The sequence below is a fragment of the Sphaerisporangium perillae genome (assembly GCF_023276435.1).
Lineage (GTDB): Bacteria > Actinomycetota > Actinomycetes > Streptosporangiales > Streptosporangiaceae > Sphaerisporangium > Sphaerisporangium perillae.
In genome coordinates this window covers 86,521-112,030 of the sequence record NZ_JALLPO010000011.1, presented here as the reverse complement: position 1 = coordinate 112,030, position 25,510 = coordinate 86,521, and the positions used below count along the sequence as shown (strand labels likewise).

Here is a 25,510-nt window from a genome sequence, read left to right as displayed (position 1 = left end):
GAACACCCGGGAAATGGAATGAGGTGATCGGCGCCCGGACCGGCGGAAAGGTCACTCCCGAATCGCCGAGATGGCGTCGGCCAGCATCCTGCCGACGTCCCCGAGAACGTGGCCGCCCTCGACGACCACGCGCCGCCCGCCGGAGACGACCGAGTGCACGTCGGAGGCCGACGCGCCGAACACCACGGTCTCTCCCGGGTAGCCGCTGCCCGCGCCGGCGGTCCGCACCGAGTCGAGCCGCACCGACACCAGGTCGGCCCAGGCGCCGGGAACGATGAAGCCCGCGTCGGGGTGGCCGAGCGAGGCCTGCCCCACCATGGTGGCCGCGCGCAGCAGGTCGGCGGCCGTCCAGGTCCCCCGCTCCCCGGTGGTGAGACGCTCGTCCAGCTCGACCGTCCTGGCCTCCTCGAGCAGGTCGATCATGGCGTTGCTGTCGCTGCCCAGCGTGACCGGGGATCCCGCCTCGTACAGCCTGCGGGTTGGGCCGATGCCGTCGGCCAGGTCGCGTTCGGTGGTGGGGCACACGCACACGTGGGTGGCGGACCCGCCGAGCAGCGCCACGTCCACGTCGGACAGGTGGGTCGCGTGAACGGCGGTCGTGCGCGGGCCGAGGATGTTGTGCTCGTACAGCACCTGGACCGGGGTCGCGCAGTAGGTCTCGACGCAGTGGATGTTCTCCGTGCGCCGCTCGGAGACCTGCGTGTGCAGCGGGGCCGCCCTGCGGTGGGTGTACTCGGCCACCACGGGCATCTGCTCGGGCGGGCAGGTGCGCACCGAGTGCACGGCGCCACCGATCACCACGTCCTCGGCCCCGGCGTACTCACTCGCCAGGTCGTCCACGCGCGCGGCCCACTGGTGGGCGTCCCCGTCGCCGAAGCGCAGTTGCGTCCCGGCCGGAGCGGTGCCGATGCCTCCGGTGAGGTAGCAGGCGTCCAGCAGGGTGATCCGCAGGCCGGCGTCCCTGGCCGCCTGGATCAGCGCGTGGCCCATCGCGTTGGGGTCGGCGTACGGACGGCCGCCCTCGCCGTGGTGCAGGTAGTGGAACTCCCCGACGCAGGTGATGCCGGCCAGCGCCATCTCGGCGAAAGTCGCCCTGGCCAGGGCGAGGTAGCTGTCCGGGTCGAGCATCGCGGCCACCTGGTACATGCGCTCGCGCCACGACTGGAAGCCCTCCGTACCGCCCTGCGCCTGCCCGCGCAGGGCGCGGTGGAAGGCGTGGGAGTGCGCGTTGGCCAGGCCGGGCATCGTCAGGCCGCTGAGGCGCACCGCCCCGTGCGGGGGGGAGGCGACACCGCGCTCGACCTCGGCGAAGCGGCCGCCCTGCACCCGGACGAGCACACCCTTGACCGCCTCACCGGGATGCAACCAGGCCAGCTCGCACCAGTACGACAGGTCGGACACTCCCCCAATCTCTCCGGGAAAAAGCCAACGTATGTCCTTATATGTGAATCAATTCGCCCTGATGTGAGTATGTGAAGTAATTCGTCCGCCCTCAGGTGACCGGACGCGCCGAGGGCCTGATCGTGATCTCGGTGACGTGGGCGTCATCGGTCGCCGTCACCGCCGCGACGACGGCCCGCGCGACCGACTCGGGACGCAGGTACTTGGCGGCCTCGTACGGGCCGCCCTCCGCCTCGCGCACCACGCGCTGCATGTCGGTGCCGACCCGTCCGGGATACACCGTGGTGACGCGCAGGCCTCGGGACTCCTCCTCCTGCCGCAGGGCGTCGGCGAAGGCGCGGAGCGCGAACTTGCTCGCTGCGTAGGCGGCCCAGTTGGGGTCGGCCCGCTGCCCCGAACCGGAGTTGATCAGCACGACCTGGCCCCGGACCGCCCGCAGCGCCGGCAGCAGCAGCCGCGTGAGACCCGCCACGGCCATCACGTTGACCTCGAACGACTCGCGCCAGGCCTCCACCGGCAGGTCGGCGATCATGCCGAGTCTTGCCACGCCCGCACTGTGGACGAGCAGGTCCAGGCGGTCGATGCCGGCCGTGGCCTCCGCGACCGCCCGTTCGTCGGTCAGCTCCACCGGCCAGGGCCGGGCGCCCAGTTCGTCGCAGACCGCACTCAGCGCGACTCCGTCGCGTCCGCCGAGGAGCAGGTCGTACTCCGGCGCGAGGGCCCGGGCGATCGCCGCGCCCACTCCACGGGAACCTCCGGTGATCAGCGCGAGAGGTCGTTCACTCATGCGGATCACTCTAGGGGCGGCGGTGGCGTACGGCCGTGATCCGCGCGGGCGCCCGCTCCGCGGCCGGTCACGGCTGCAGGAACACCCCCGTCTGGCCGGTCATCCGCTCATGCTCCTCCAGCCGGGCGCGGGTGCGCAGCGGCGCCGCCTCGGCCATCGCCTCCAGCAGCAGCATCGCGATGGTCAGCGGCGCCGCGTGCGAGTCGCACACGGGCCTCTCCCCCACCGGCGCGGGCAGCACCACGTCCGCGGGGAAGGGAACCTCGGCCCGGTCGGTGATGACCGCCGTGCGCAGGCCGAGCTTGGCTGCGTACTCCAGCGCGTGCACCGCCTCGGCCGGGTAGCGGGGCAGCACGACGGCCAGCAGCCATTCCGACCCCGCCCGGCGCGCGGCGTGCAGGCCATCGGTCAGCTCCGAGCCGCCGTGAACCAGCGGACGCACGTCGGGATGGATGCGCCGCGCGTAGTACGCGAAGGTCATGACCAGCCCGGAGGACACCCTCAACCCGAGCACGGGCAGCGGTTCGCAGGCCGCGAGCGCCGTCCCGAGACCCTGGATGCGCCCGGGCAGCCCGCCGGCCGGCCCGAACGGCGGCGCCCCGCCGGCGAGGCGCTCGCGGACGGCCGTGAGGTTGCGGATCTCGCGGTCGATCATCTCCAGCAGGGAGTGCACTCCGCCGGATCCACCGTCCGGCCGCGACCGTAAGGGATCGGCTGCCCCCTCGCCGCCCACCACCAGGGGACGAAGCGCGTGGCGGAACTCGGGATAGCCGGCGAAGCCGAGGGCCATCGCGAACCGGGTCACCGACGGCTGGCTCACGCCCGCCCGCTCGGCCAGCTCGACGCTCGACAGGAAGATCGCGTCAGGAAGGTTCTCGCTCAGGTAGTGCGCGATGCGCTGTTGCACCGGAGAAAGGCGCCTGCCCTCGATCAGCCGTTCGACCCCGTCCGTCACTTCCACCTCCAGGCCCCGGGGGCACCCACCCCGCGCGATCGACAACGCCGGCGACCGCCGTCCTCATCCCACCCGGCCTTCCGCCCCCTCCGGCAGGGACGCTTTCCGGCCGGGGGAACTTCTGCCGATGGTGAATGGCCGCATTCACCAGGAGAACACGAACATACCCGCCACGTGCGCGCCGGCAGGCCGGGACCGGCACCGGCGCAGGTCATGGCCGGTACGCGCGGCGGCGCACGGCCATTCACCAATGACGGCCACTCCGCAACCCGGATCAGGGAACGCGACACTACGCGTTTTACGTTGCATTGACCGTGAAGCCCCCGAACTCCCCGCCCGCCGGCTCCTGGCGGCTGCTCCTCACACATGTCCGGCCCTACAGGTGGACGCTGGTGCTGGGCGGCGCCCTCGGCCTGGTCGGCAGCCTCGCCGGGCTGGCCACCCCACTCGTGGCCAAGAGCGTCATCGACGCCTTCGGGCAGGACGTGTCGCTGGCCGGACCCGTACTGGGACTCAGCGCCCTGGTCATGGTGGGGGCCGTCATCTCGGCGCTCGGCGGTTACGTGCTCGAACGCACGGCGGAGAGCGTCGTGCTCAGCGCGCGGCTCCGGCTCGTCCGGCGGATGCTGCGGCTCCGGGTACCCGACGTGGACCGGCTGGAGCCGGGCGACCTGCAGTCACGGGTGACGGCCGACACCACGCTGCTGCGCGCCGTCTGCACGACCGGCATCACCAGCGGCATCACGGCGGTGTTCACGCTCACGGGGTGCGTGGCGCTGATGGCCGCCATGGACCCCGTCCTGCTCCTGGTCACGCTGGCGGTGCTGATCGCCATCGGAATGATCAATCTGTTCGTGCTCCCGCGCATCCGCAAGGCCACGAACGCCGCGCAGGCCGCCCTCGGTGAGGTCGGCGCGACTCTCGACCGCTCGCTGCAGGCGTTCCGCACCGTGAAGGCGTCCGGCGCCGAGGAGCGGGAGACCGCCGCGGTGGAGAACGCGGCCCGTACGGCCTGGCGGCGAGGGCTCAGCGCGGCGGGCTGGAGCGCGACGGCCGGCACCTCGACCTGGCTCGCCGTCCAGCTGGCGTTTCTCGCGGTGCTGGGCGTGGGGGGCGTGCGGGTGTCCAGCGGCACGCTCGAGGTGTCCTCGCTCATCGCCTTCCTGCTGTACCTGTTCTACCTGATGGCGCCGATCGCGCAGCTCGTCCAGGCGGCCGTGCAGCTGCAGGCCGGGCTCGCGGTCATCCCCCGGCTGCGCGAGATCGAGGACCTGCCCGCCGAGCCGATCACATCGGCCCAGCCCCCGGCCACGTCCCACGGTCCGGCCGCGGCGACCGGCATCGCCCCGGTCCCGAACCCGGCCACCGCGACGACCACGGTTCCCGGAGGCGCGACGGCCACCGGTCCCGCAGGTGTGCCGGCCATGGGCCCGGCGGGCGTCACGGCGACCGGGCCCGCAGGTGTGACGCTCACCGGGGTGGGGTTCCGCTACCGGGACGACCGCCCGCCGGCCCTGCGAGACGTCTCCTTCGAGATCCCCGCAGGCGGCATGACCGCCCTCGTCGGGCCCTCGGGAGCGGGCAAGTCGACGATCTTCGCCTTGCTGGAGCGCTTCTACGAGCCCTCCTCCGGCATCCTCGCGGCCGACGGCGTGGACATCCGCGACCTGCCGCTGGCCGCCTGGCGCTCGTCCCTCGGCTACGTCGAGCAGGACGCTCCGGTGCTCTCCGGGACCCTCCGGCAGAACCTCGTGTTCGCCGCGCCGGACGCGACCGACGAGGAGGTCGCCGAGGTGCTCGGCCGTACGCGGCTGGAGGAACTCGTGCGCCGGCTCCCGGAAGGGCTCGAGACGGCGGTCGGCCACCGGGGCCAGATGCTGTCGGGAGGCGAGCGGCAGCGCGTCGCCATCGCCCGGGCGCTGCTGCGCCGGCCGCGGCTGCTCCTGCTGGACGAGGCGACCTCGCAGCTGGACGCCGTGAACGAGATGCGGCTGCGCGAGGTGATCAGCGAGGTGGCCGGCACGACGACGGTGCTCGTCATCGCGCATCGCCTGTCCACGGTCACCAGCGCGGACAGGATCGTCGTGCTGGAGGGCGGCCGGGTGCGGGCCTCGGGCACCCACCGTGAGCTCCTCGCCGAGGACGGTCTCTACCGGGAACTGGCCACCACCCAGTTCCTCGCGAACGCCGAAGCCCTCCCCGGCTGATCCGGCCACCTGGTCCGGCCGGCGCGGATCTCTCCGGCACCGAAGCCCATCCTGGCCGATGGGACCCTGGGCCGATCTCCACGGATGTTCAGCGGCGAAGCGTTACCGGCTGATCGCTTCTAGGTCCCAGCCTCCCCTCGGTCTGCACGGATATCCCATTTATGAGGATTTATCGGTTTTGGGGCGATCGAGAGTGCGATCGCCGCGGGTTCCGTATCCCTATGAAGGCTAAACGTCCCGTTAAGCGACTCATCGCGCGCTGGGTGAGTTTCTCGCGCCGTTCGTCCTATTCCAGGCGGCCGTATCGATGGGCGCCGCCAAATGATTTTCCCGATCGGCCAATCCGAAAGCGCCACGGCCGCGTATCTCCCCGTGAGGACCCGGCCGGACCTCTTTCAACCGCTCAGCGCCCGGTCGCATCGCGACCGGCGGCCGAAAGGACCACGACGACATGGAGCTCCGGATCAACCGGCGAGCCCTGATCGCGCTGGGGATCGTGGGGGCGCTGGCCGCCTCCTCGCTCACCCTCCTGCGCCCCGAGCCCGGTGGCGCGTCCTCCCACCGCGAGGCCCCGCTCATCGCCGGCGACCCTCGCAACGACAACACCGATGTGTACGCCTTCGTCAGCCCCGACAAGCCCGACACCGTCACGCTGATGGCCAACTGGATCCCGTTCGAGGAGCCGACGGGCGGGCCGAACTTCTACACCTTCGACACCCGCTCCCGCTACAACATCAAGATCGACAACAACGGCAACGGGCTGCCGGACGTCACCTACCAGTGGACCTTCCGCAACGAGGACCGGCGCGGCACGTCCACCTTCCTGTACAACAACGGCCCCGTCACCTCGATCGACGACGAGAACCTGCTGTTCCGCCAGCGGTACACGCTCAAGAAGTTCGACGCGAAGCACGGGTGGACGACCCTCATCAAGAACGGCGTCGTGGCCCCCAGCAACACCGGCGCCGCCTCGATGCCCGACTACGCCCGGCTGCGCGCGCAGTCCCTGCAGCGGCTGCCCGGCGGCGGCCAGACCTTCGCCGGCCAGGCCGACGAGGCGTTCTTCCTCGACCTGCGGGTGTTCGACCTGCTGTACGGCGGCGACCTGTCGGAGGTCGGGCAGGACACCACCAAGGGCTACAACGTCCACAGCATCGCCATCCAGGTGCCCAAGGACGAAGTGGCGCTGAGGGGCGACGCCGGTCGCAACCCGGTCATCGGCATCTGGTCCACCACCGAGAAGTGGAGCCCGGGCGGGTACCGGCAGGTCTCGCGGCTGGGCAACCCGCTGGTCAACGAGGTCGTCATCCCCGCAGGCCTGAAGGACACCTTCAACGCCATCAGCCCGGACAAGGACGCCTCGATCCCCGCCGTCGTCAAGCGGGTCACCGAGCCCGAACTGCCCAAGCTCATCGAGAGCATCTACAAGATCCCCGCGCCCAAGACGCCGCGCGCCGACCTGGTCGAGATCTTCCTGACCGGCATCGCCAAGGCCAACGGGCCGATCAAGGCCGACCTCAACTCCCAGATCCTGAACAAGGACGCCGATCCCGAGGCGTTCAGGCCTTCGGAGATGCTGCGGCTCAACATGGCGGTCCCGCCCACGGCGAACCCCAACCGGCTCGGCGTGCTCGCCGGCGACCTGCAGGGCTTCCCGAACGGCCGCCGCCTCGGTGACGACGTCGTGGACATCTCGCTGCAGGCCGTCGAGGGCGCCGCGCTGACCGGCAAGCTGGTCGACGCCCTGGCCGAGGGCGACAAGGTCAACGGCAACGACAGGCCGTTCCAGCAGAGGTTCCCCTACATCCCGCTGCCCAGCGCCGCGGCGGTCAACCAGCGCTGACCGGGCCGCCGGCTCTCGCCTCCGGGACGGGAGCCGGCACCGCCACCCCGATCCGCGAACCCACGCGGCCGCCTCACCCCCCCCGAAGCGGCCGCCCCGCCCCTGACACCGGCGAGGCCACCTTTGCCCCCAGAGCGGGCGCCGCCACCTCAGCAACCGGGAACCACCAGGAGGAACACCATGTCCCACCTCGATCGCCGCCGCGGCCGTGTCCGCGCGGCGGCCGTCATGGGGGCGGGCGCGCTGGGATTGGCGCTGGCGGTCACGGCCGGGGCGACCCTGCTGCCACCCTCGGCCCCCTCCCCCGCCGCCCCCGTCGCCGGCCCGGCCTCCGCCGGGCGGGCGGAGGTCCCGCTCTCGCCCGCCGGCGCGGCGCAGACGGTCAGCAGCCTGCGGGAGCGGCTGAAGCGGCTGCCCAAGGACCACCAGGCCTGGGCGGCACTCGGCGCCGCTTACGTGCAGCAGGCTCGGATCACCGCCGATCCCTCCTCCTACACCAAGGCGGAGGAGGCGCTGAACCGGTCGGCCGCCCTCGCGCCAGGCGACTTCGCCGTCCTCACCGGGCGGGCCGCCCTGGCCGCCGGGCGGCACGAGTTCGCCGTCGCCACGGGGCTGGCGCGGCAGGCCATCACCGCCAACCCCTACGGAGCCGCCGCCTACGGCGTGCTCGCCGACGCCCGCACCCAGCTCGGCGACTACGCCGGGGCCACCAAGGCCGTCCGCCGCATGATGGACCTGAAGCCGGGCGTCGCGTCCTTCACCCGGGCCTCCTACGACGCCGAACTTCGCGGCGACGTCCGCGAGGCGAGGAGGCTGCTGGAGGCCGCGCTGCGCGACGCGTTCGCCCCCGAGGACGTCGCCTACTGCCGGTACTACCTGGGCGAGCTGGCACTGCGCTCGGGAGACCTCCAGCGCGCGGGCCAGATGTACGACGAGGCGTTGCGCGCCTTTCCCGACTTCGTCCCCGCCCTGGCCGGCCGAGCCCGGGCCGAGGCGCTGGGCGGGCGGCTGGACCGCGCCGCCGCCGGTTACGCGGACGTCGTCGCCCGGCTCCCTCTCTCCCAGTACGTCGTCGAGTACGGCGAGGTACTGCTGAAGCTCGGTGAGGATCCCGGCGAGCAGTGGACGCTCCTGAGGGCGCAGAAGCAGCTCATGGCCGCCAACGGCGTCCGCGACGACCTCACGTGGGCCGAGTTCGAGGCCGACCACGGCTCCCCGGCGGAAGCCGTACGGCACGCCGAGGCCGAGTACGTCAAGAACCCCAACATGGCCGCCGCCGACGCCCTGGCCTGGGCGCTGCACAAGGCGGGCAGATCACGCGAAGCCCTGCCGTACGCCAAGAAGGCCACGGCCAGGGGATGGCGCAACGCCCTGGCCTACTACCACCGGGGCACGATCGAGCGGGCGCTCCGGCGCGATTCCCGGCACTCCTTCACCCAGGTCAAGGACAGCAACCCGCGCTTCTCACCCACGATGCCCGCCCTCGCGAGGTTCTCATGATCGCCCTCGTCCTGGCCGCCGTCGTGGCGGCCCACCCACTAGGCGCCTCCGCCGTAGCCACCCACCCGCTGGAAGCCACCGCCGTGGCGGCCCACCCGCTAGGCGCCTCCGTCGTGGCCAGCCACCCGCTGAGAGTCACCGCCGTGGCGGCCCACCCGCTGGGAAAGTTCACGGTCAACCACTATGACGGCCTCAAGGTCTCGCCACGACAGGTCGAGAACACCGCCATCGTCGACTACGCCGAACTTCCCACGCTCCAGGCCGCGGCGGCGGTAGACACCGACCGGTCCGGAGCCGCCTCACCGCAGGAACGCGCCGCGCACGCCGCCGCGACCTGCGCCTCGCTCGCCCGCGCCCAGCGGCTCGTCGTGGACGGCACCGCCGTGCAGTGGCGAGTGGGCGCCACGTCCTACACCTACGCCGCCGGGGAGGGCGGCCTGGAGACCAGCCGCCTGACCTGCGCCCTGTCAGCCCCGGCGACCGTCTCGTCCTCCGTCGCCTTCACCGACTCCTTCCTCGGCGGGCGCATCGGCTGGCGCGAGATCACCGCCACCTCCGAAGGGGTACGGTTCGACCGGCCCAGCGTGCCGTCGGCCAGCGCGAGCGACGAGCTGCGCAAGTATCCCGATGACCTGCTCGCCGAACCGCTCGACCAGCGCTCGGTGACCCTCAACGTCACGACCTCCGGCTCGGCGGAAGCGGCCCCGGCCCCCGGAGGTTCCTCTCCGGCCGGTCCGCTCCTCCGCGCCCCCTCGCTGGCCGGTCCGTCCCTTCCCGGCCCGATCGGGGACTGGCTCGCGGGGCTCGACCGGACGTTCACCGGCCTGATCGGCGCCTCATCGCTGACCGTACCGCTCGGCCTGCTCGCCGTGCTCCTCGCGGTGGTGCTCGGCGCCGGGCACGCGCTGATCCCCGGGCACGGCAAGACCGTCATGGCCGCCTACCTGGCCGGCCGCCGGGGTCGCCCGCGCGACGCGCTGGTCGTCGGCGCCACCGTCACGGCCACCCACACCGCGGGCGTACTGGTCGTAGGGCTCCTGATCAGCGCGTTCTCCTCCGTGGCCGGCGAATCGGTGCTCTCCTGGCTCGGCCTCGCCAGCGGCCTCCTCATCGCCACCGTCGGCGTCCGCCTACTCTGGTCCGCCCTCCGCGGCCACAACCTCGGACATGGACATGGACATGGACATGGGCATGGGCATGGACACGTGCATGAGCACGACCAAGATCCCGAGCCGCCCCAAGACCAAGGCCTCACCCCAGGCCACGGACACGGGCACGGGCACAGGCACGGGCAGGGGCAGGGGCAGGGGCACGGGCGAGCCGGGTTGATCGGGCTGGGCGTGGCGGGTGGCCTGGTTCCGAGCCCGTCGGCGCTGATCGTTCTCCTCGGGGCGGCGGCACTGGGCCGCACCTGGTTCGGTGTCGCGCTGGTAGGCGCCTACGGCATCGGGATGGCGGCCACCCTCACGGCGACCGGACTGCTGCTCGTGAAGCTGACGGCCCGGCTGGACAGGCTCGCCACGGCTCGGAGGGGCCTAGCCGGCCGGATCGCGGGTCTCGCCCCGGTCGGCACCGCCACGATGGTCGTCCTCCTCGGCGCCGGCCTCGCCGTCCGCGGCATCGCCGGCGCCGTATGACAGCCCCACCGACCCGGCGCCGGATATAGGAGCACCACCCCCGGACAGGAGGGGGAGGCCGGACAGGAGGGGGAGGCCGGCACGGAGATCACCCACCCGCCGTACGAGGGCGCCGACACCGCCGTACCCCTCCCCACCGACCCGGCGCCAGACGTAGGAGCACGACATCGACGAGGGAGGGCCGGGCAGGGCAGGGCCGGGTGGCCGGGCAGGGCAGGCCGGGCAGGCCGGGCAGGCCGGGTCGGGTCGGGCAAGCCGGGTCGGGTCGGGTCGGGTCGGGCAAGCCGGGTCGGGTCGGGTCGGGCAGGCCGGGTCGGGCAGGGTCGGGGCGAGCAGGTCGGGCCGGGGACAGGCCGGGGCAGGCCGGGACTGGCGGGCTGGGGTTAGTGGGGGGTTAGGGCTGGGGTCAGGTAGCGGAGTTGGGATAGGCAGTCGTCTGGGGTGGTGGCCAGAGGTTGGACGCAGACGTGGTCGGCGCCGGCCTCGTGGTGGGCGCGGATCCTCCTGGCGACGACCTCCACGTCGCCCCACGGCACGATCGCGTCCACTAGGCCGTCGCTGCCGCCTCCGGCGAAGTCGTCGTCGGTCCAGCCGAGCTCGCGCAGGCTGTTGAGGTAGTTCGGGAGCTTCAAGTAGAAGGCCATGTAGTCGCGGGCGATCGTCCGGGCCCGGCCGGCGTCGGTTTCCAGGACGAACGCCTGCTCGGGGACGAGCAGGGGGTCGGGGCCGAGGATGTCCCGTGCCTTGGCGGTGTGTTCGGGCGTCACGAAGTAGGTGTGCGCCCCCTGAGCACGCTCGGCGGCGAGCCGCAGCATGTTCGTCCGCAGGGCGGCGAGCACCCAGGCGGGCCGTTCGGGCAGCGGCGCGTCGTAGGGGGCCTGGTCCATCGCGTCGAGGTACGCGCGCATGGTCGCGACCGGCTTGCCGTAGTCGTGCCCTCGGACCGTGACCAGCGGAGCGTGGCTCACGCCGAGGCCTAGGACGAAACGGCCGCCCCACGCCTCCGCGAGCGCGTTGGACCCGGCGACCACGGCCGCCGCATCCCGGGCCCAGATGTTGGCGATGCCGGTGGCGACGAACAGCCGCTCGGTGCCCGACAGCAGGATGGCGGAGTTGACCAGGGACTCTTTGCCGCCGAAAATCTCGGCGATCCACAGGGCTCCGTATCCGAGCTCCTCGATGGTCGCGGCCACCCTGCGGGCGGTGTCCGCGTCCTGGTTGCCGAGCATGCTGAGCCATACGCCGGTCTTGCCGAGGCGCCGTCTGAGTTCCGCGAGGTCCGGCGGTGCCGGGTTGTCGTTCCGCATGGGGTGCCGCTCCATGTCTGCTGTATCCGATATCGGCACAAGATGCCGCGTACTGTCTCGGTGACGATCTACTCGTCATCAAGTCATCAAGTCATCTCGTCGTACGGTGGCGGGCGTCGTCTCCGTGAAGATGCCCGTCACGCACAGAACCTCCCCTGTCGCGCTCCCCGCCACGCCACTGCCGACCTCCCCGTACGGCCACTGCCGGACTCCTGCGGCCGGTGCCGGACTCCTGCGGGCGGTGCCGAAATCCTGCGGGCGGTGCCGAAATCCTGCGGGCGGTGCCGGAGTCGTGCGGGCGACGGGGGACGGCGCGGTCGTAACATCCATGCATGAGGCGGGTATTGATCTGGCTGCACGGTGGTGCGTGGATGGAGCGACACGCCGGCGAGCGGTCGCGGGCCCTCCTGGCCGAGCACGGCCTCGACGTCGTCCCGGTCACCTACCGGCTGAGCCACGAGGCGACCTGGCCTGCGCAACTGGAGGATGTACGGTCGGCGGCGCGCAAGGTGCGGGCGGACCATCCCGATGCGCCGTTGCTGGTCGCGGGCACGTCATCGGGGGCGCATCTCGCCGTCCACCTGGGCCTGCGCGGTGTCGACGCCCCCGACGACGTGAGCGCCGTGATCGCCTGTGCCCCTCCCGTCGACCCGCTGGCCGCCGACTGGCCCGAGTGCCGCGAGGACGGCAGCCCATGGGCGCGACTGCTCGGCCACGTCCCGGCCCCCGGGGACGAGATGACCGCGGACTCGACGCCGGCCAACCACGTCGGCAACGGGGTGCCCATCCTGCTCATGCACGGCTACGAGGACACCGTGGTGCCTCCGACGCAGACGCTCGACCTCAGCAACGCGCTCCTGGCCTCGGGCCACCCCGTGACGGCCTATCTCGGCGCCGGGGGGCACGACGCCGATCTCGCCAGGGACGACATCCGCCAGGTGATCGCCTCATTCCTCAGCCGCCTGCCCTGACCGATCCCGATCCCGATCACGGGCACGGGCACGGGCACGGGCACGGGCACGGGCGCCCAGTCCGACAACCACGATCGCCGGCCGGTTTCTCGCCGTACATGGCGCCGGCATCGCCGTACCCTCTTCCCGCCGACGCGGCGCCCACAGACCCGCACCCACCCGACGCGAACCAAAGCGCCGCATCCGACGGGTGGGCGGGGTGTCAGGGGCGGGTGCCGTCCAAAGCGCCGCATCGGACGGGAGTCGAGGCCGCGCACCGCGCGACGGTGGACGGGGTGTCAGGGGCGGGTGCCGTATTCGCGGCGGATCTGCTGGGCCGTCTCCTTGATCTCGTGTTCGGTCTGGAGGAGCCGGGCCTCTGCCGCTTCGGTGCGGGCCTCGGCGGCCATGGTGCGGTTCCCCGTGCTCGCGCCGAACCGTCGCTTGGCCCGGGCCTTCAGCTCCCGGATCTTCCACCTGTCCATGAAGCCCATCGTGCCGCGCCTCCCTGATCCCCGATCATCGTCCGTCCCCGCACACTCCCCTGGAATCCGCCGACCATGCCCCGGTCATGCGTTCTTGCAGGTCGGCGGGTCGGGCGGCGTCGGCACCTAGCGGCCATCGCGTGCCTTTCACCATCGCGGGGCCTTGGCCGTTTCAGGAGAAGGCTCTCCTGCCGCCGTCTCAGTGACGACATGCGGCGCGACCTCGACGATCTGCGGCGCCGCCAAGCGGACGGCGAGTTCCCCGCCGACCTCGACCCCGCGTGCCTGCTCCTCGCGCTGTTCGCCGTGACCAGCGCGGGCGTCGCCTTCCCGCACCTCGTCCGCGCGATCTGCGGGGCGGACCCGGCCTCGGAGGAGTTCACCGAGCACTACGCCGAGCAGATCAGGCGCCTGGTGGCCCATCTGCGCAGGTGACCGGCGCCCGGCCGCTCCTACTTCAGTTTGGCGCCACGCTCGCCGGTCCAGGCCGAGGGCAGGTCGTGGCGGCCGGAGACGAACTCCTGGACGGCGATCTTCACCCTGATCGCGGGGCGGCGCCAGCGGTCCTCCCGGTGGACGGCCTTCGCCATCTTGTACGGGCTGGGCCTGCGGGAGCCAGGGGCGAAGAACCAGCGGGCCCACGGGGATCCCGGACGCGCGAGCCGTACCGCGCCGATGATCAGCAGGAACGGGGCGAACAGGCCCGCGAGCCCGGTCCAGATCTTGCCCTTGAGCAGCGTGATCACCGCGAGCACGAGGTTGAGCAGCAACAGCAGGGCCGCCGTCCACCACCCGCCCGGCGTGGGGGTGGGCGCCTCCCAGCCGAAGGGACGCAGTCCGACCAGCAGGAGCAGCGTCACCGCGATGGCGACGAAGACCGCGTCGACCGAGGTGCGTCCCTCCTCCGACCAGTACACGTCCCGGAGGTGCAGGATCAGCGCGAACTCGTCCAGCACCAGCGCCGCGCCGACGCCGAAGACGGCGGCCGTGACGGCGTACCACCCGGAGGACAGGCCCGCGCTGATCAGCCCGGCGACGCCGCCGAACAGCATGAGCACCACGCCGAACACGACGTGGTGAACGTGGACGTCGCCGACGTTGACGTTGCGGAACCAGCCGACCTTCGCCCGGATGAGCCGCACGTTGACGCGCGTGAAGATGAACGTGACGATCAGCGCCGTCAGAAAGCAGAAGAGCGGCAGACGTCCGGTGTCGATGATCCGCTCGTGAAACCAGACTCCCACAGGTATCCCCCGGTACCGATGCTACGGGCCCTCGGGGGGTGATCCTCCGATCCACGGCGCCGGCGATGGGCGCGGCGAGGCGAGCGGCCGGATCCGGGCAGGTCGCGGGCCGGCCGGATCAGGCCAGGAACGCCCGCAGGAGCGCGGCTGTGCCGTCCAGATGCTCGACGACGGCCTTCCTCGCGGCCTCGGGGTCGCCGGCGAGAATGGCGGCGACCATCGCGGCGTGCTGCGCGGCGGCGTGGTCGATGTTGGGCCCGAGCACGGGGATGGCGTTGAGCAGGTCGGTGACCCGCAGCCGCGCGTCGGCGGCGGCCGCCGCCAGGAGCGCCGAGCCGGTCAGCTCGGCGATGGACAGGTGGAAGGCCGTGTCGAGCCGCCGGTAGTCGCCGGGCGCGGCGTCGTTGACGTCAGCGAGACGCCGCCGGAGGAGGGCACGCTGCTCCTCGGTGAGGTCGATGGCCGCGAGGACCTGCGCGGCACCGCACTCGATCGCCATCCGGAAGGTCAGCGCGTCGTCCAGATCGTCGGCGCCCATCTGGTTGACGGCCCTGCGAAGGTCGCCGTGGCGCGGCCGTGGCGGCTCGTAGACGACGAACGCTCCCCCGTACCGGCCGCGCCGTACGTCGAGGTAGCCGGCCTGCTGGAGGGCGCGGATCGCCTCTCGCAGCGTGACCCGGCTGATGCCGAGCTGGACGGCCAGCTCACGTTCGGGCGGGAGCTTGTCGCCGTGCGCGACCACGCCGAGCTTGATCGCCTGGAGCAGGCGTTCGACGGTCTCCTCGAAGGCGTTGCCGGCCCGGACCGGCCGCAGGAGCGCGACGAGCTGCTGCTCGCCCATCACTTCCTCCCCAGACCGGCCTCAATGGTTGGAGATTAGTCCATTCGGCGGCTCGGGTCTCCTCAACCGTTGACGCGGGGCGGCCCCTGGTGCTTGCATGCCTCCAATGGTCTGTTTCCAGACTTTTGCGAGAAGGGGGCGCGGTGCTCACCGTCGACCAACTGCGTGAACAGGTGTCCGCCGGCCGGGTGGACACCGTGCTTCTGGCCATCGCCGACATGCAGGGACGCCTCCAGGGCAAGCGGCTGTCCGCGCGGTACTTCCTCGAGGAGGTGCTGCACCATGCCGCGGAGGGATGCAACTATCTCCTCGCCGTGGACATCGACATGAACACGGTCGACGGTTACAGCATGTCGTCCTGGGAGCGGGGCTACGGCGACTTCGTGATGCGGCCCGATCTGGCCACGCTGCGCCGGGTGCCCTGGCAGGAGGGCACGGTCATGCTCATGGCCGACCTGGTCTGGGAGAACGGCGCCGACGTCGCCGCCTCTCCGCGCCAGATCCTGCGCGGGCAGACCGCCCGGCTGGCCGAGCGCGGCTGGGCGGCGTACGTCGGCACCGAGCTGGAGTTCATCGTCTACAACGACAGCTACGAGAACGCCTGGTCCAGGGCCTACCGCGACCTGACCCCCGCGAACCAGTACAACGTGGACTACTCCCTGCTCGGCGGCGCACGCGTCGAGCCGCTGCTGCGCCGCATCAGGCTCGGCATGGAGGGGGCGGGCATGTACGTCGAGTCCGCCAAGGGCGAGTGCAACCTCGGGCAGCACGAGATCGCGTTCCGGTTCGCCGAGGCGCTCGCCACCTGCGACAACCACTCGATCTACAAGAACGGGGCCAAGGAGATCGCCGCCCAGGAGGGCATGTCGATCACCTTCATGGCCAAGCCGAACCAGCGCGAGGGCAACTCCTGCCACGTCCACATCTCGCTGCGCGCCGACGACGGCGAGCCGGTCATGGCCGGGGACGGCCCGCACGGGCTGTCGAAGCTCGGAGAGCACTTCATCGCCGGGCAGCTCGCCGCCATGCGCGAGCTGACGCTGCTCTACGCGCCCAACATCAACTCCTACAAGCGGTACGTCCCGGGCAGCTTCGCGCCGACCGCGGTCAAGTGGGGCGTGGACAACCGCACCTGCTCCCTGCGGCTGGTCGGGCACGGGCCCTCGCTCCGCATCGAGAACCGCGTGCCGGGCGGCGACGTCAACCCCTACCTCGCGGTCTCCGGGCTCATCGCGGCCGGGCTGCACGGCATCGAGAACGAGCTGCCGCTGGAGGAGGCGTACACGGGGAACGCCTACACTGCGGGCGCCGACACCGTGCCCGCCACCCTGCGGGACGCGCTCGCGCTGTGGGAGGGTTCGAAGATCGCCAAAGACGCGCTCGGCGAGCAGGTCGTCGAGCACTACGCGAACAACGCCCGGATCGAGCTGGCCGCCTTCGACGCGGCGGTCACCGACTGGGAGCTTTTCCGGGGATTCGAGCGGATGTGACATGAAGATCATCAACCCTGCAACCGAGGACGTGCTCGCCGACGTCGAGCTCGCCGACCTGGCCGAGACCGACCGCGTGGTGGAGCGCGCCAGGAAGGCGTTCGCCGCCTGGCGGGAGGTCTCGCCCGGCGACCGTGCCCGGCTGCTGCGGCGCTTCGCCGACCTGGTCGACCGGCACGGCGACGAGCTGGCCGGGCTGGAGCTGGCCAACGCCGGCCATCCGATCGGCAACGCCCGCTGGGAGGCGGGCAACGTCCGCGACGTCCTGCACTTCTACGCGGGGGCGCCGGAGCGCAACCACGGCAAGCAGATCCCGGTGCCGGGCGGGGTGGACATCACCTTCGCCGAGCCGCTCGGCGTCGTGGGAGTGATCGTGCCGTGGAACTTCCCCATGGCGATCATGATGTGGGGCGCCGCTCCCGCGCTCGCGGCGGGCAACACGGTTATCGTTAAACCGGCGGAGTGGACCCCGATGACGGCTTTGAGGCTGGCGGAGCTGGCCCTCGAAGCCGGCCTCCCCGAGGGGGTGCTCCAGGTTCTTCCTGGAGCAGGGGAGGTCGCCGGGGCCCGCCTCGTGGAGCACCCTGGCGTCAACAAGATCGTCTTCACCGGTTCCACGGAGGTCGGGAAGCTGATCCTCGCCAGGGCCGCGGAGCACGTCAAGCGGGTCACCCTGGAGCTCGGCGGCAAGAGCGCCAACGTGGTCTTCGCCGACGCCGACCTTGAGCAGGCCGCCGCGACCGCCCCCTCCGCGGTCTTCGACAACAGCGGGCAGGACTGCTGCGCGCGCTCGCGCGTCCTGGTGGAGCGCCCGGTGTACGAGGAGTTCCTCGACCGGCTCCGCACGGCCGTCGGCGCGCTCACGGTGGGCGACCCCCTGGACCCGGGCACGGACATGGGGCCGCTGATCAGCGCCGAGCACCGCGATCGGGTCGCGTCGTTCGTCACCGGCACTCCGCATTACCAGGGGACGTGCCCCTCGGGGAAGGGGTTCTGGTTCCCGCCGACCGTGCTGACCCACGACTCGCTGGACGATCGGGCGTTCACCGAGGAGATCTTCGGGCCGGTGGTCAGCGTGGTGCCGTTCGACGACGAGGCGGCAGCCATCCAGATCGCCAATAACACGAAATATGGGCTTTCGGGGTCGATCTGGACGCGGGACGTCGGCCGGGCCCTGCGGGTGGCCCGTGCGGTCGAGGCGGGGAACCTGTCGGTCAACTCCCACTCCTCGGTCCGTTATTGGACGCCGTTCGGAGGCTTCAAGCAGTCGGGGCTGGGCCGCGAGCTCGGGCCGGACGCGCTGGCCGCCTTCACCGAGACCAAGAACGTCTTCATCGCCCACTGACCGCCGCGCGCCGCGGAGGCGCGTACGCGGATCAGGCGCCGGTCCGGGTGGCCGCCGCACACATCAGGAACCGAACCAGCACCAGGGAGTTCGTCACCATGCAACGTCTGCGCGACCGCGTCGCCGTCATCACGGGTGCGGCGGGCGGCATCGGCCTCGCCACGGCCCGCCGCTTCGCCGAGGAGGGCGCGAAGGTCGTGTGCGCCGACCTCGACGAGGAGGGCGGCGTCAAGGCCGCCGAGGAGGTGGGCGGCCTGTTCGTCCGGGCCGACGTCACCAGCGAGGAGGACGTCAGCCGGATGTTCGAGACGGCGTTCGAGACCTACGGCAGCGTCGACATCGCCTTCAACAACGCGGGCATCTCCCCTCCCGACGACGATTCCATCCTGTCCACCGGCATCGATGCCTGGCGCCGAGTTCAGGACGTCAACCTGACCAGCGTGTATCTCTGCTGCAAGCACGCCATCCCGTACATGCGGCGACAGGGCAAGGGCTCCATCATCAACACCGCCTCCTTCGTGGCCGTGATGGGGTCGGCGACGTCCCAGATCTCCTACACCGCCTCCAAGGGCGGCGTGCTCGCCATGTCGCGCGAGCTGGGCGTCCAGTTCGCCCGCGAGGGGATCCGCGTCAACGCTCTCTGCCCGGGGCCGGTCAACACCCCGCTGCTGCAGGAGCTGTTCGCCAAGGACCCCGAGCGGGCCCAGCGGCGCCTCGTCCACATCCCGGTGGGCCGGTTCGCCGAGGCCTCGGAGATCGCCGCCGCCGTCGCGTTCCTGGCCTCGGACGACGCCAGCTTCATCACCGGGGCCGAGTTCCTGGTGGACGGCGGGATCTCCGGCGCCTACGTGACCCCGCTGTAGGCCCGGCCATGTCACGTCCCGTCATCGGCATCACCTGCTACGTCGAGCCCGCCGCCTTCACTGTGTGGCGGATGCCGGCCGCGCTGCTGCCGTACACCTACGTCGAGCACGTCGTGCGGGCGGGCGGCCAGCCGGTCATCCTGCCCCCGGCGGGCGATCCCGCCCCGCTCGCCGGGCGGCTGGACGGCCTGATCATGGCCGGCGGCGGCGACGTGGATCCCGGCAGGTACGGCGAGGACCCGCACCAACAGACCGGCTATATCCGGAAATTTCGTGATACGGCCGAGTTCGAGCTGGTCGGCGCGGCGCTGGACGCCGGGCTGCCGTTCCTCGGCGTCTGCCGGGGACTTCAGGTGCTGAACGTCCACCTGGGCGGCACCCTCCACCAGCACCTTCCCGACGTGGTCGGCCACGGCGGCCACTCCCCCGCCCCCGGCGAGTTCGGCCACCTCCCGGTGTCCCCCGTGCCGGGCAGCAGGCTCGCCGAGGTGCTGGGCGCGGAGAAGGTCGACGCCGCCCACTACCACCACCAGGCCGTCGACCGGCTCGGCGACGGGCTCACGGTGTCGGCGAGCAGCGACGACGGCACCGTGGAGGCCGTGGAGCTCGCCGGGCATCCTTTCGCGCTCGCCGTCCAGTGGCACCCCGAGGCGGGCGAGGAAGGCCACCTGTTCGAGGCTCTGGTCGACGCCGCCACGGCGGACGGTCACAGGTAGGGCGGTCATTGGTAGGGTGGTCGAGAACACCGATGATCCCGTGCGGGAGAGCGTCCTGACATCCGGTCAGGGCCCCTGAAGGAGCAAGTCCTCCCCGCGAACCTCACAAGGCAAAGGACCGCGCGGGCCAGGTGATCTCTGGAAAGCAGGCCTCCTCCACGAGGCCTCGCCGAAGGTGAAAGTCCGGCCAAAACCCGGGCGAAACTCTCAGGCACCGATGACAGAGGGGGAGGATGCTCTCATCCAACCCTGTCTGAGGTGCGCATCATGTCCCGATCCACACCGCTCCGCGAGGTGCACGAGACCCTCGGCGCGACGCTCACCGACTTCGCCGGCTGGCTGATGCCGTTGCGCTACGGCAGCGAGTCCGCCGAGCACAACGCGGTGCGCACGGCCGCCGGGCTGTTCGACCTGTCCCACATGGGAGAGATCTTCGTCACCGGCCCGCAGGCCGGCGAGGCGCTCGACCACGCACTCGTCGGCAACCTGTCCGAGCTCGTGCCGGGCCGCGCCCGCTACACCATGATCTGCGCCACCGGCGGTGGCGTGCTCGACGACCTGATCGTCTACCGCCTCGGCTCCGAGGAGTTCCTCGTCGTGGCCAACGCCTCCAACTACGAGCGGGTGGCCGCGGAACTGACCGCGCGGGGCGAGGGCTTCCAGGCCGAGGTCGACGACCGGTCCGACCAGTACGCGCTGATCGCCGTCCAGGGGCCGCGCTCGCAGGAGATCCTCAGTAGCCTCACCGACGCGGACCTGGCCGGTCTGAAGTACTACGCGGGCCTGCCCGGCACCGTCGCCGGCGTCCAGGCCCTCATCGCGCGCACCGGCTACACCGGCGAGGACGGCTTCGAGCTCTTCGTCGCCGCCGCCGACGCCGTGTCGCTGTGGCAGGAGCTGGCCAAGGCGGGCGACGGGTACGGCCTGCGTCCCGCCGGGCTGTCCGCCCGGGACACGCTCCGCCTCGAAGCGGGCATGCCGCTGTACGGCAACGAATTGAACGCCGGCCTGACCCCGTTCGACGCCGGCCTCGGCCGCGTCGTGCGGTTCGACAAGCCGGGCGACTTCGTCGGCCGCGCGGCGCTCGCGCCGCTGAAGGACGTCCCTCCGCGCCGGCGCCTCACCGGCCTGGTCGCGCGGGGCCGCCGAGTGCCGCGCCACGGCTATCCCGTGGTGCTGCTGACTGACGGCACCGTCGTTGGGGAGGTCACCAGCGGCGCACCCTCGCAGTCTCTCGGCAAGCCGATCGCCATGGCCTACGTGGACACCAACCTGTCCGAGGGCCTCGCGGTCGACATCCGTGGTAGCCATGAACCGGTCGACGTGGTTGACCTGCCTTTTTACCGGAGGAGCAAGTGAGCAGCATTCCCGAGGAGCTCAGCTACACCAAGGAGCACGAGTGGGTGGCCGGGCTCGACGACGGCCTCACCGTGACCGTGGGCATCACGGCGTACGCCGCCGACTCGCTGGGTGACGTCGTGTACGTCCAGCTGCCCGAGGTGGGCGGCACCATCGAGGCGGGCGACGCCGTGGGCGAGGTCGAGTCCACCAAGTCCGTCAGCGACATCTACGCGCCGGTCACCGGCGAGGTCGTCGAGGTCAACCAGACCGTCGTCGACGATCCCTCGCTGGTCAACTCCGACCCCTATGGTGAGGGCTGGCTGTTCCGCGTGCGCATCGAAGGCACCCCTGAGGACCTTCTCACCTCCGAGGAGTACGTCACCGTCACCTCGTCCGAGGCCTGACCTCACGGTCACCTCGGCCGAGTCCTGACTCAGCCCACCCGTCCACCACCGGCCGCAGGCCCGGCCATCCGCCGGGCCCGCGGCGCACCACGTCCCGAATGGCGACCCCCTCGGGGCGGACAACGACTTCGGTTAGCGACCCGCGCTCGCCCGAGCACACACCTCGCACGACATGTACACGGACGGAGATCAATGGCGATCAGCGTCTTCGATCTGTTCAAGATCGGCATCGGGCCGTCGAGCTCGCACACCGGCGGCCCGATGGCGGCGGCCCACAAGTTCGCGCGAGGCCTGCACGAGGACGGCCTTCTGGAGAAGACCGCCCGGGTGGAGGTCATCCTCTACGGCTCCCTCGGGCTGACCGGCAAGGGACACGGCAGCGACAAGGCGGTGCTGCTGGGGCTGTCGGGCGAGAAGCCCGAGCTGGTCGACGTGGACACCGTCGACGACCGGCTCGCGCGGATGCGCGACTCCGGCACCGTGCGGCTGTACGACACCCGCGAGATCCCATTCGTGATCGGCGAGCACCTGATCTTCGAGCGCAAGATCTCGCTCCCGCACCACCCCAACGGCATGCGCTTCACCGCCTTCACCGCCGAAGGCGAGCCGGTGCGCGAGAAGGTCTACTACTCGGTGGGCGGCGGGTTCGTCGTGGACGAGAACGCCACCGGCGCCGACCGCATCAAGGCCGACGACACCGAGCTCCCCCACCCGTTCACCACGGCGGCGGAGCTGCTGCGGCACTGCGCTGAGACCGGCCTGTCCGTCTCCGGGCTCATGCTGGAGAACGAGAAGGCCTTCGGCCGTACCGAAGCCGAGATCAGAGCGGCGCTGCTGCACCTCTGGCACGTCATGTCCGAGTCCGTGCGGCGCGGCACCGCCAAGGAGGGCGTGCTCCCGGGCGGCCTGAAGGTCAAGCGGCGGGCCAACCAGCTTCTGCGCCGCCTGCAGAGCGAGGCCCCCGAGAAGGACCCGCTCCAGACGATGGACTGGGTCACCCTCTTCGCCCTCGCCGTCAACGAGGAGAACGCCGCCGGCGGCCGCATCGTCACCGCGCCGACCAACGGCGCCGCCGGCATCGTCCCCGCCGTGCTGACGTACTACGACCGGTTCACGCCGCAGTCCGACGACGACGGCGTGATCCGGTTCCTGCTGACGGCTGGGGCGATCGGCGTGCTGTTCAAGGAGAACGCCTCGATCTCCGGGGCCGAGGTCGGCTGCCAGGGCGAGGTCGGCTCGGCCTGCTCGATGGCCGCCGCCGGCCTGACCGAGGCGCTCGGCGGCACGCCCGAGCAGGTCGAGAACGCCGCCGAGATCGGCATCGAGCACAACCTTGGCCTGACCTGCGACCCCATCGGCGGCCTGGTGCAGATCCCGTGCATCGAGCGCAACGCCGTCGCCTCCATCAAGGCCATCACCGCGGCCCGCATGGCCCTGCGCGGCGACGGCCGCCACTTCGTCTCGCTGGACAAGGCCATCAAGACCATGCGCGACACCGGCCGCGACATGCTCGACAAGTACAAGGAGACCAGCCGCGGCGGCCTCGCCGTCAACGTCATCGAGTGCTGACCTCGCTCGACCTCACCGCGCATGGCCGCGAAGCCCTGCCCTGATCTCGAACTCGCCCTTCCCACCGCCCCGCGACGGCGGGCGGCCGGAAAATCGGTTGCGGTTCTTCGTGGCCGGTGGGACGGTGTGCGTTCTTCCGACGAAACAGGAGCACGCGATGCGGCAGGACCTCGAAATCTCCCAGCGCCCGATCGGCACGCGAGTATTCGAGGTCTCCAACGCCCATGCACGTCCTGAACATCGGAATCCTGGCACACGTCGACGCGGGTAAGACCAGCCTCACCGAGCGGCTGCTGTTCCACACCGGGGCCATAGAACGGCTCGGCAGCGTCGACTCCGGCAGCACCCAGACCGACCGCGGCGCCATCGAGCGGCAGCGCGGCATCACCATCCGTACCGCCGTCGCGCCCTTCATCATCGGCGACCTGCAGGTCAACCTCATCGACACGCCGGGGCACAGCGACTTCATCGCCGAGGTCGAACGCGCCTTGGGCGTGCTCGACGGCGCGGTGCTGGTGCTGTCGGCGGTCGAGGGCATCCAGGCGCAGACCCGCGTGCTGACCAGGGTGCTGCATCGCATGCGGCTGCCGACCCTCATCCTCGTCAACAAGATCGACCGGGCCGGCGCGCGGGAGCACGAGGTGCTGGCCGACATCCGCCGCAGGTTGTCGCCGCACGCGATCGCCATGAACACGGTCGAGGGCATCGGCACCCCGGCCGTACGCACCCGGCCGCTGCCGATCGAGCGCGCGGCGGAGGCCCTGGCCGAGCAGGATGACCGCCTGCTGGCCGACCTCGTCGACGGACGCGCCCCCGCGCCGGGCCTCCTGCGTGACCGCCTGCGCGCCCAGACCGCGGCCGGGCAGGCGCACCCGGTGTTCTTCGGCTCGGCGATCGGGGGGCAGGGCATGGCCGAGCTCATCGACGGCATCACCGGCCTGCTCCCGGCCGCCCCGCATGCCGGGGGAGCGCCGCGCGGCACCGTCTTCGCCGTCGAACGCGCCGAGAACGGGCAGAAGGTCGCCTACCTGCGGTTGTTCGCGGGCGAGCTTCACCCGCGCCGGCCGCTGACCCTGCATCGCCCCGACGGCGAGCACACCGGGCGGGTCACCGCGCTCCAGACCGTCGGCGCCACTCCGGCGATCACCAAGGTGTGGGGGTTGCCGGGGGTGCGGGTCGGCGACCGCGTGGGGGCCTCGGCCGGCCTCTCCGAGCGGCCGCGATTCGCCCGGCCCACGCTGGAGACACTGGTGCGGCCACGCCGCGGGGCCGAGGCCGCCCGGCTGCACGCCGCGCTGGTCACCCTGGCCGACCAGGATCCGCTGATCCAGACCCGCACGGTCCCCGGCGAGGGCGTCTCGGTGCTGCTCTACGGAGAGGTGCAGAAGGAGGTGATCGCCCAGACGCTGCGCGACGACTTCGGGGTGGAGGCCGTCTTCGAGGAGAGCCGCCTGGTCTGCCTGGAGCGCCCGCGCGGCAGCGCGGAGGCGGTCACGGAGATCGACCGGCGCGGGCCCAACGAGTTCTACGCCACCGTCGGGCTGCGGGTCGAACCCGGTACGGGCGTCACCTACCGCCGCGAGGTGGACCTCGGCTCGCTGCCGCTCGCCTTCCACCGGGCCATCGAGGAGAGCGTGCACGAGGCGCTCCAGCGAGGGCTGTACGGCTGGCAGGTCGCCGACTGCGCGGTCACGCTGACCCGCGGCGGATTCGTGGCGCCGCTCAGCACGGCGGGCGACTTCCGCACGGTGACCCCGCTGGTCGTCCACCGGGCCCTCCGCGAGGCGGGGACGACGGTGTTCGAGCCATGTCACGCCTTCGAGCTGGAGGTGCCGCACGAGTCGCTCAGCGCGGCCGCCACACTGCTGGCCGGGCTCGGCGCGCGGCTCTCCGACACCTCGGCCGTGCGGGAGACGTGGCTGATCAGGGGCGAGATCCCGGCCAGGAGCGTACCGGAGGCAGCGCGGCGGATCCGGGGCCTGTCGCACGGCGAGGGCGTGTGGTGGTCCCAGCCTCACGGGGACCGGCCGGTCACCGGTCCACCCCCGCACCGCCACAGCCCCGAACACCCGGACCGCACCAGCGACGCCCTGCCCTGACAGCACCGAGATCCGCGCTGTCAGCGCGTAGGCTGGAGAGTGGATTCGGTCGGGGGGCGGGGTTCTCAGGGCGTGCCGGGGTGGCGATGGATGATCGTGAGGGTGCCGGTTTAGCGCCGCAGGCGGAGCTCCATCCCGCTGGTGGGATGTTGTACGGCTCGCCTGCTGCTTCGATGGTCGTCTCCTGGGACGCGGGGAGACTGATGGTGACCGACACCGCCTCCGGGCGTTCGGCGCGGGTCACGCCTGCTTCGCTGTATCACTACCGGTACGACCGCACGATCCTCAACGACAAGGCGAAGCAGGAGGCGCAGGGCGTCAACGGGCTCGCGGCGCTGGACGCCGACGGCCTGGTTCTGCTGGACATTCCCGGCAGGTGGTCGGCCGGCGGCGTGGCGGCCTTCGCGGCCGCGTCCGGGATACCCGTGCAGAACGCCTTGGCGGCACCGCCGCGGCGGGCGGTCCTCGCCGGACGTGCCCGGCTCCAGCCGCTTCGTCGCCGGACCGGTCCCGCGCCTGTCGCCCA

21 protein-coding genes and 2 riboswitches are annotated in these 25,510 nt (G+C 71.7%); of the genes, 14 read left to right on the top strand and 7 right to left on the bottom strand.

The window, feature by feature from the left end; genetic code table 11:
• Positions 1-51: 51 nt before the first annotated feature.
• The 3 genes from MYF83_RS13005 to MYF83_RS12995 form a co-directional block, all read right to left on the bottom strand.
• On the bottom strand, positions 52-1,401 hold the full coding sequence (locus MYF83_RS13005) for a formimidoylglutamate deiminase (RefSeq protein ID WP_248960537.1): 1,350 nt from the start codon (positions 1,399-1,401) through the stop codon (positions 52-54).
• A gap of 91 nt (positions 1,402-1,492) precedes the next feature.
• Entirely contained in the window at positions 1,493-2,188 is a 696-nt protein-coding gene (locus MYF83_RS13000; protein WP_248960536.1) for an SDR family oxidoreductase, read from the bottom strand.
• Positions 2,189-2,255: 67 nt separating this feature from the next.
• Entirely contained in the window at positions 2,256-3,143 is an 888-nt protein-coding gene (locus MYF83_RS12995; RefSeq protein WP_308201438.1) for a MurR/RpiR family transcriptional regulator, read from the bottom strand.
• A gap of 314 nt (positions 3,144-3,457) precedes the next feature.
• Between MYF83_RS12995 and MYF83_RS12990 the strand changes: the two genes are divergently transcribed.
• The 4 genes from MYF83_RS12990 to MYF83_RS12975 all read left to right on the top strand — a co-directional run bounded on the left by MYF83_RS12990 (position 3,458) and on the right by MYF83_RS12975 (position 10,330).
• Positions 3,458-5,350: an ABC transporter ATP-binding protein gene (locus tag MYF83_RS12990; RefSeq protein WP_248960535.1), complete on the top strand. Its 1,893-nt coding sequence runs from the start codon at positions 3,458-3,460 to the stop codon at positions 5,348-5,350.
• A 451-nt stretch (positions 5,351-5,801) separates the two neighbouring features.
• On the top strand, positions 5,802-7,193 hold the full coding sequence (locus MYF83_RS12985; RefSeq protein ID WP_248960534.1) for a DUF4331 domain-containing protein: 1,392 nt from the start codon (positions 5,802-5,804) through the stop codon (positions 7,191-7,193).
• 180 nt (positions 7,194-7,373) lie between these two features.
• A complete protein-coding gene (locus tag MYF83_RS12980; RefSeq protein WP_248960533.1) occupies positions 7,374-8,693 on the top strand; it encodes a tetratricopeptide repeat protein in 1,320 nt (439 codons plus the stop codon).
• Positions 8,690-10,330 (top strand): nickel/cobalt transporter, encoded by a 1,641-nt coding sequence (locus MYF83_RS12975; protein ID WP_248960532.1) that lies wholly within the window; start codon positions 8,690-8,692, stop codon positions 10,328-10,330. Before MYF83_RS12980 ends, MYF83_RS12975 begins: the two co-directional genes overlap by 4 nt.
• Before the next feature lie 383 nt (positions 10,331-10,713).
• On the opposite strand, the gene MYF83_RS12970 is transcribed toward MYF83_RS12975, so the two are convergent.
• Positions 10,714-11,637: an LLM class F420-dependent oxidoreductase gene (locus MYF83_RS12970; RefSeq protein ID WP_248960531.1), complete on the bottom strand. Its 924-nt coding sequence runs from the start codon at positions 11,635-11,637 to the stop codon at positions 10,714-10,716.
• Between the two features lie 332 nt (positions 11,638-11,969).
• On the opposite strand from MYF83_RS12970, the gene MYF83_RS12965 reads away from it, so the two are divergent.
• Positions 11,970-12,608, top strand: a complete 639-nt coding sequence (locus tag MYF83_RS12965) for an alpha/beta hydrolase fold domain-containing protein (protein ID WP_279339459.1) — start codon at positions 11,970-11,972, stop codon at positions 12,606-12,608.
• A 278-nt stretch (positions 12,609-12,886) separates the two neighbouring features.
• Here the strand turns inward: MYF83_RS12965 and MYF83_RS12960 are convergent, their stop codons facing one another.
• Positions 12,887-13,081, bottom strand: coding sequence for a hypothetical protein (locus MYF83_RS12960; RefSeq protein WP_248960529.1), 195 nt, complete (start codon positions 13,079-13,081; stop codon positions 12,887-12,889).
• Positions 13,082-13,147: 66 nt separating this feature from the next.
• Here MYF83_RS12960 and MYF83_RS42640 point away from each other — a divergent pair, with 66 nt between their 5' ends.
• Positions 13,148-13,507, top strand: a complete 360-nt coding sequence (locus tag MYF83_RS42640; protein WP_279339458.1) for a TetR family transcriptional regulator C-terminal domain-containing protein — start codon at positions 13,148-13,150, stop codon at positions 13,505-13,507.
• Between the two features lie 17 nt (positions 13,508-13,524).
• Here MYF83_RS42640 and MYF83_RS12950 read toward each other — a convergent pair whose 3' ends face one another.
• Together MYF83_RS12950 and MYF83_RS12945 are read right to left on the bottom strand one after the other, a co-directional pair.
• A complete protein-coding gene (locus MYF83_RS12950; RefSeq protein ID WP_248960527.1) occupies positions 13,525-14,316 on the bottom strand; it encodes a hypothetical protein in 792 nt (263 codons plus the stop codon).
• 118 nt (positions 14,317-14,434) lie between these two features.
• Positions 14,435-15,157 (bottom strand): FadR/GntR family transcriptional regulator, encoded by a 723-nt coding sequence (locus MYF83_RS12945; protein WP_248960526.1) that lies wholly within the window; start codon positions 15,155-15,157, stop codon positions 14,435-14,437.
• A gap of 143 nt (positions 15,158-15,300) precedes the next feature.
• Between MYF83_RS12945 and MYF83_RS12940 the strand changes: the two genes are divergently transcribed.
• The 8 genes from MYF83_RS12940 to MYF83_RS12905 all read left to right on the top strand — a co-directional run bounded on the left by MYF83_RS12940 (position 15,301) and on the right by MYF83_RS12905 (position 24,984).
• Positions 15,301-16,647 carry a glutamine synthetase family protein gene (locus MYF83_RS12940; protein ID WP_308201437.1) on the top strand — a complete coding sequence of 449 codons (1,347 nt, stop codon included), beginning with the start codon at positions 15,301-15,303 and terminating at the stop codon, positions 16,645-16,647.
• 1 nt (position 16,648) lies between these two features.
• Positions 16,649-17,992, top strand: a complete 1,344-nt coding sequence (locus MYF83_RS12935; protein WP_248960524.1) for an aldehyde dehydrogenase family protein — start codon at positions 16,649-16,651, stop codon at positions 17,990-17,992.
• A gap of 98 nt (positions 17,993-18,090) precedes the next feature.
• The gene (locus MYF83_RS12930; protein ID WP_248960523.1) at positions 18,091-18,855 is read left to right on the top strand and encodes a 3-oxoacyl-ACP reductase; all 765 of its coding nucleotides are present in this window, start codon (positions 18,091-18,093) and stop codon (positions 18,853-18,855) included.
• 8 nt (positions 18,856-18,863) lie between these two features.
• Entirely contained in the window at positions 18,864-19,571 is a 708-nt protein-coding gene (locus MYF83_RS12925) for a gamma-glutamyl-gamma-aminobutyrate hydrolase family protein (protein WP_248960522.1), read from the top strand.
• A 33-nt stretch (positions 19,572-19,604) separates the two neighbouring features.
• Positions 19,605-19,702, top strand: a riboswitch (glycine riboswitch).
• Positions 19,703-19,805: riboswitch (glycine riboswitch) on the top strand.
• A gap of 33 nt (positions 19,806-19,838) precedes the next feature.
• A complete protein-coding gene (gene gcvT / locus MYF83_RS12920) occupies positions 19,839-20,930 on the top strand; it encodes a glycine cleavage system aminomethyltransferase GcvT (protein ID WP_248960521.1) in 1,092 nt (363 codons plus the stop codon).
• Positions 20,927-21,316 carry a glycine cleavage system protein GcvH gene (gene gcvH / locus MYF83_RS12915; RefSeq protein ID WP_248960520.1) on the top strand — a complete coding sequence of 130 codons (390 nt, stop codon included), beginning with the start codon at positions 20,927-20,929 and terminating at the stop codon, positions 21,314-21,316. Before gcvT ends, gcvH begins: the two co-directional genes overlap by 4 nt.
• Positions 21,317-21,508: 192 nt before the next feature.
• A complete protein-coding gene (locus MYF83_RS12910) occupies positions 21,509-22,885 on the top strand; it encodes an L-serine ammonia-lyase (RefSeq protein WP_248960519.1) in 1,377 nt (458 codons plus the stop codon).
• Between the two features lie 224 nt (positions 22,886-23,109).
• Positions 23,110-24,984 (top strand): GTP-binding protein, encoded by a 1,875-nt coding sequence (locus MYF83_RS12905; protein WP_248960518.1) that lies wholly within the window; start codon positions 23,110-23,112, stop codon positions 24,982-24,984.
• The last annotated feature ends 526 nt before the right edge of the window (positions 24,985-25,510 follow it).

Bases quoted from the DNA above. Each gene is read 5' to 3' on its own strand.
- MYF83_RS13000 (WP_248960536.1), bottom strand. From the start codon at position 2,188: ATGAGTGAACGACCTCTCGCGCTGATCACCGGAGGTTCCCGTGGAGTG.
- MYF83_RS12985 (WP_248960534.1), top strand. From the start codon at position 5,802: ATGGAGCTCCGGATCAACCGGCGAGCCCTGATCGCGCTGGGGATCGTG.
- MYF83_RS12980 (WP_248960533.1), top strand. From the start codon at position 7,374: ATGTCCCACCTCGATCGCCGCCGCGGCCGTGTCCGCGCGGCGGCCGTC.
- MYF83_RS12975 (WP_248960532.1), top strand. From the start codon at position 8,690: ATGATCGCCCTCGTCCTGGCCGCCGTCGTGGCGGCCCACCCACTAGGC.
- MYF83_RS12970 (WP_248960531.1), bottom strand. From the start codon at position 11,637: ATGCGGAACGACAACCCGGCACCGCCGGACCTCGCGGAACTCAGACGG.
- MYF83_RS12965 (WP_279339459.1), top strand. From the start codon at position 11,970: ATGAGGCGGGTATTGATCTGGCTGCACGGTGGTGCGTGGATGGAGCGA.
- MYF83_RS12960 (WP_248960529.1), bottom strand. From the start codon at position 13,081: ATGGGCTTCATGGACAGGTGGAAGATCCGGGAGCTGAAGGCCCGGGCC.
- MYF83_RS42640 (WP_279339458.1), top strand. From the start codon at position 13,148: ATGCCCCGGTCATGCGTTCTTGCAGGTCGGCGGGTCGGGCGGCGTCGG.
- MYF83_RS12945 (WP_248960526.1), bottom strand. From the start codon at position 15,157: ATGGGCGAGCAGCAGCTCGTCGCGCTCCTGCGGCCGGTCCGGGCCGGC.
- MYF83_RS12935 (WP_248960524.1), top strand. From the start codon at position 16,649: ATGAAGATCATCAACCCTGCAACCGAGGACGTGCTCGCCGACGTCGAG.
- MYF83_RS12930 (WP_248960523.1), top strand. From the start codon at position 18,091: ATGCAACGTCTGCGCGACCGCGTCGCCGTCATCACGGGTGCGGCGGGC.
- MYF83_RS12925 (WP_248960522.1), top strand. From the start codon at position 18,864: ATGTCACGTCCCGTCATCGGCATCACCTGCTACGTCGAGCCCGCCGCC.
- gcvT (WP_248960521.1), top strand. From the start codon at position 19,839: ATGTCCCGATCCACACCGCTCCGCGAGGTGCACGAGACCCTCGGCGCG.
- MYF83_RS12910 (WP_248960519.1), top strand. From the start codon at position 21,509: ATGGCGATCAGCGTCTTCGATCTGTTCAAGATCGGCATCGGGCCGTCG.
- MYF83_RS12905 (WP_248960518.1), top strand. From the start codon at position 23,110: ATGCACGTCCTGAACATCGGAATCCTGGCACACGTCGACGCGGGTAAG.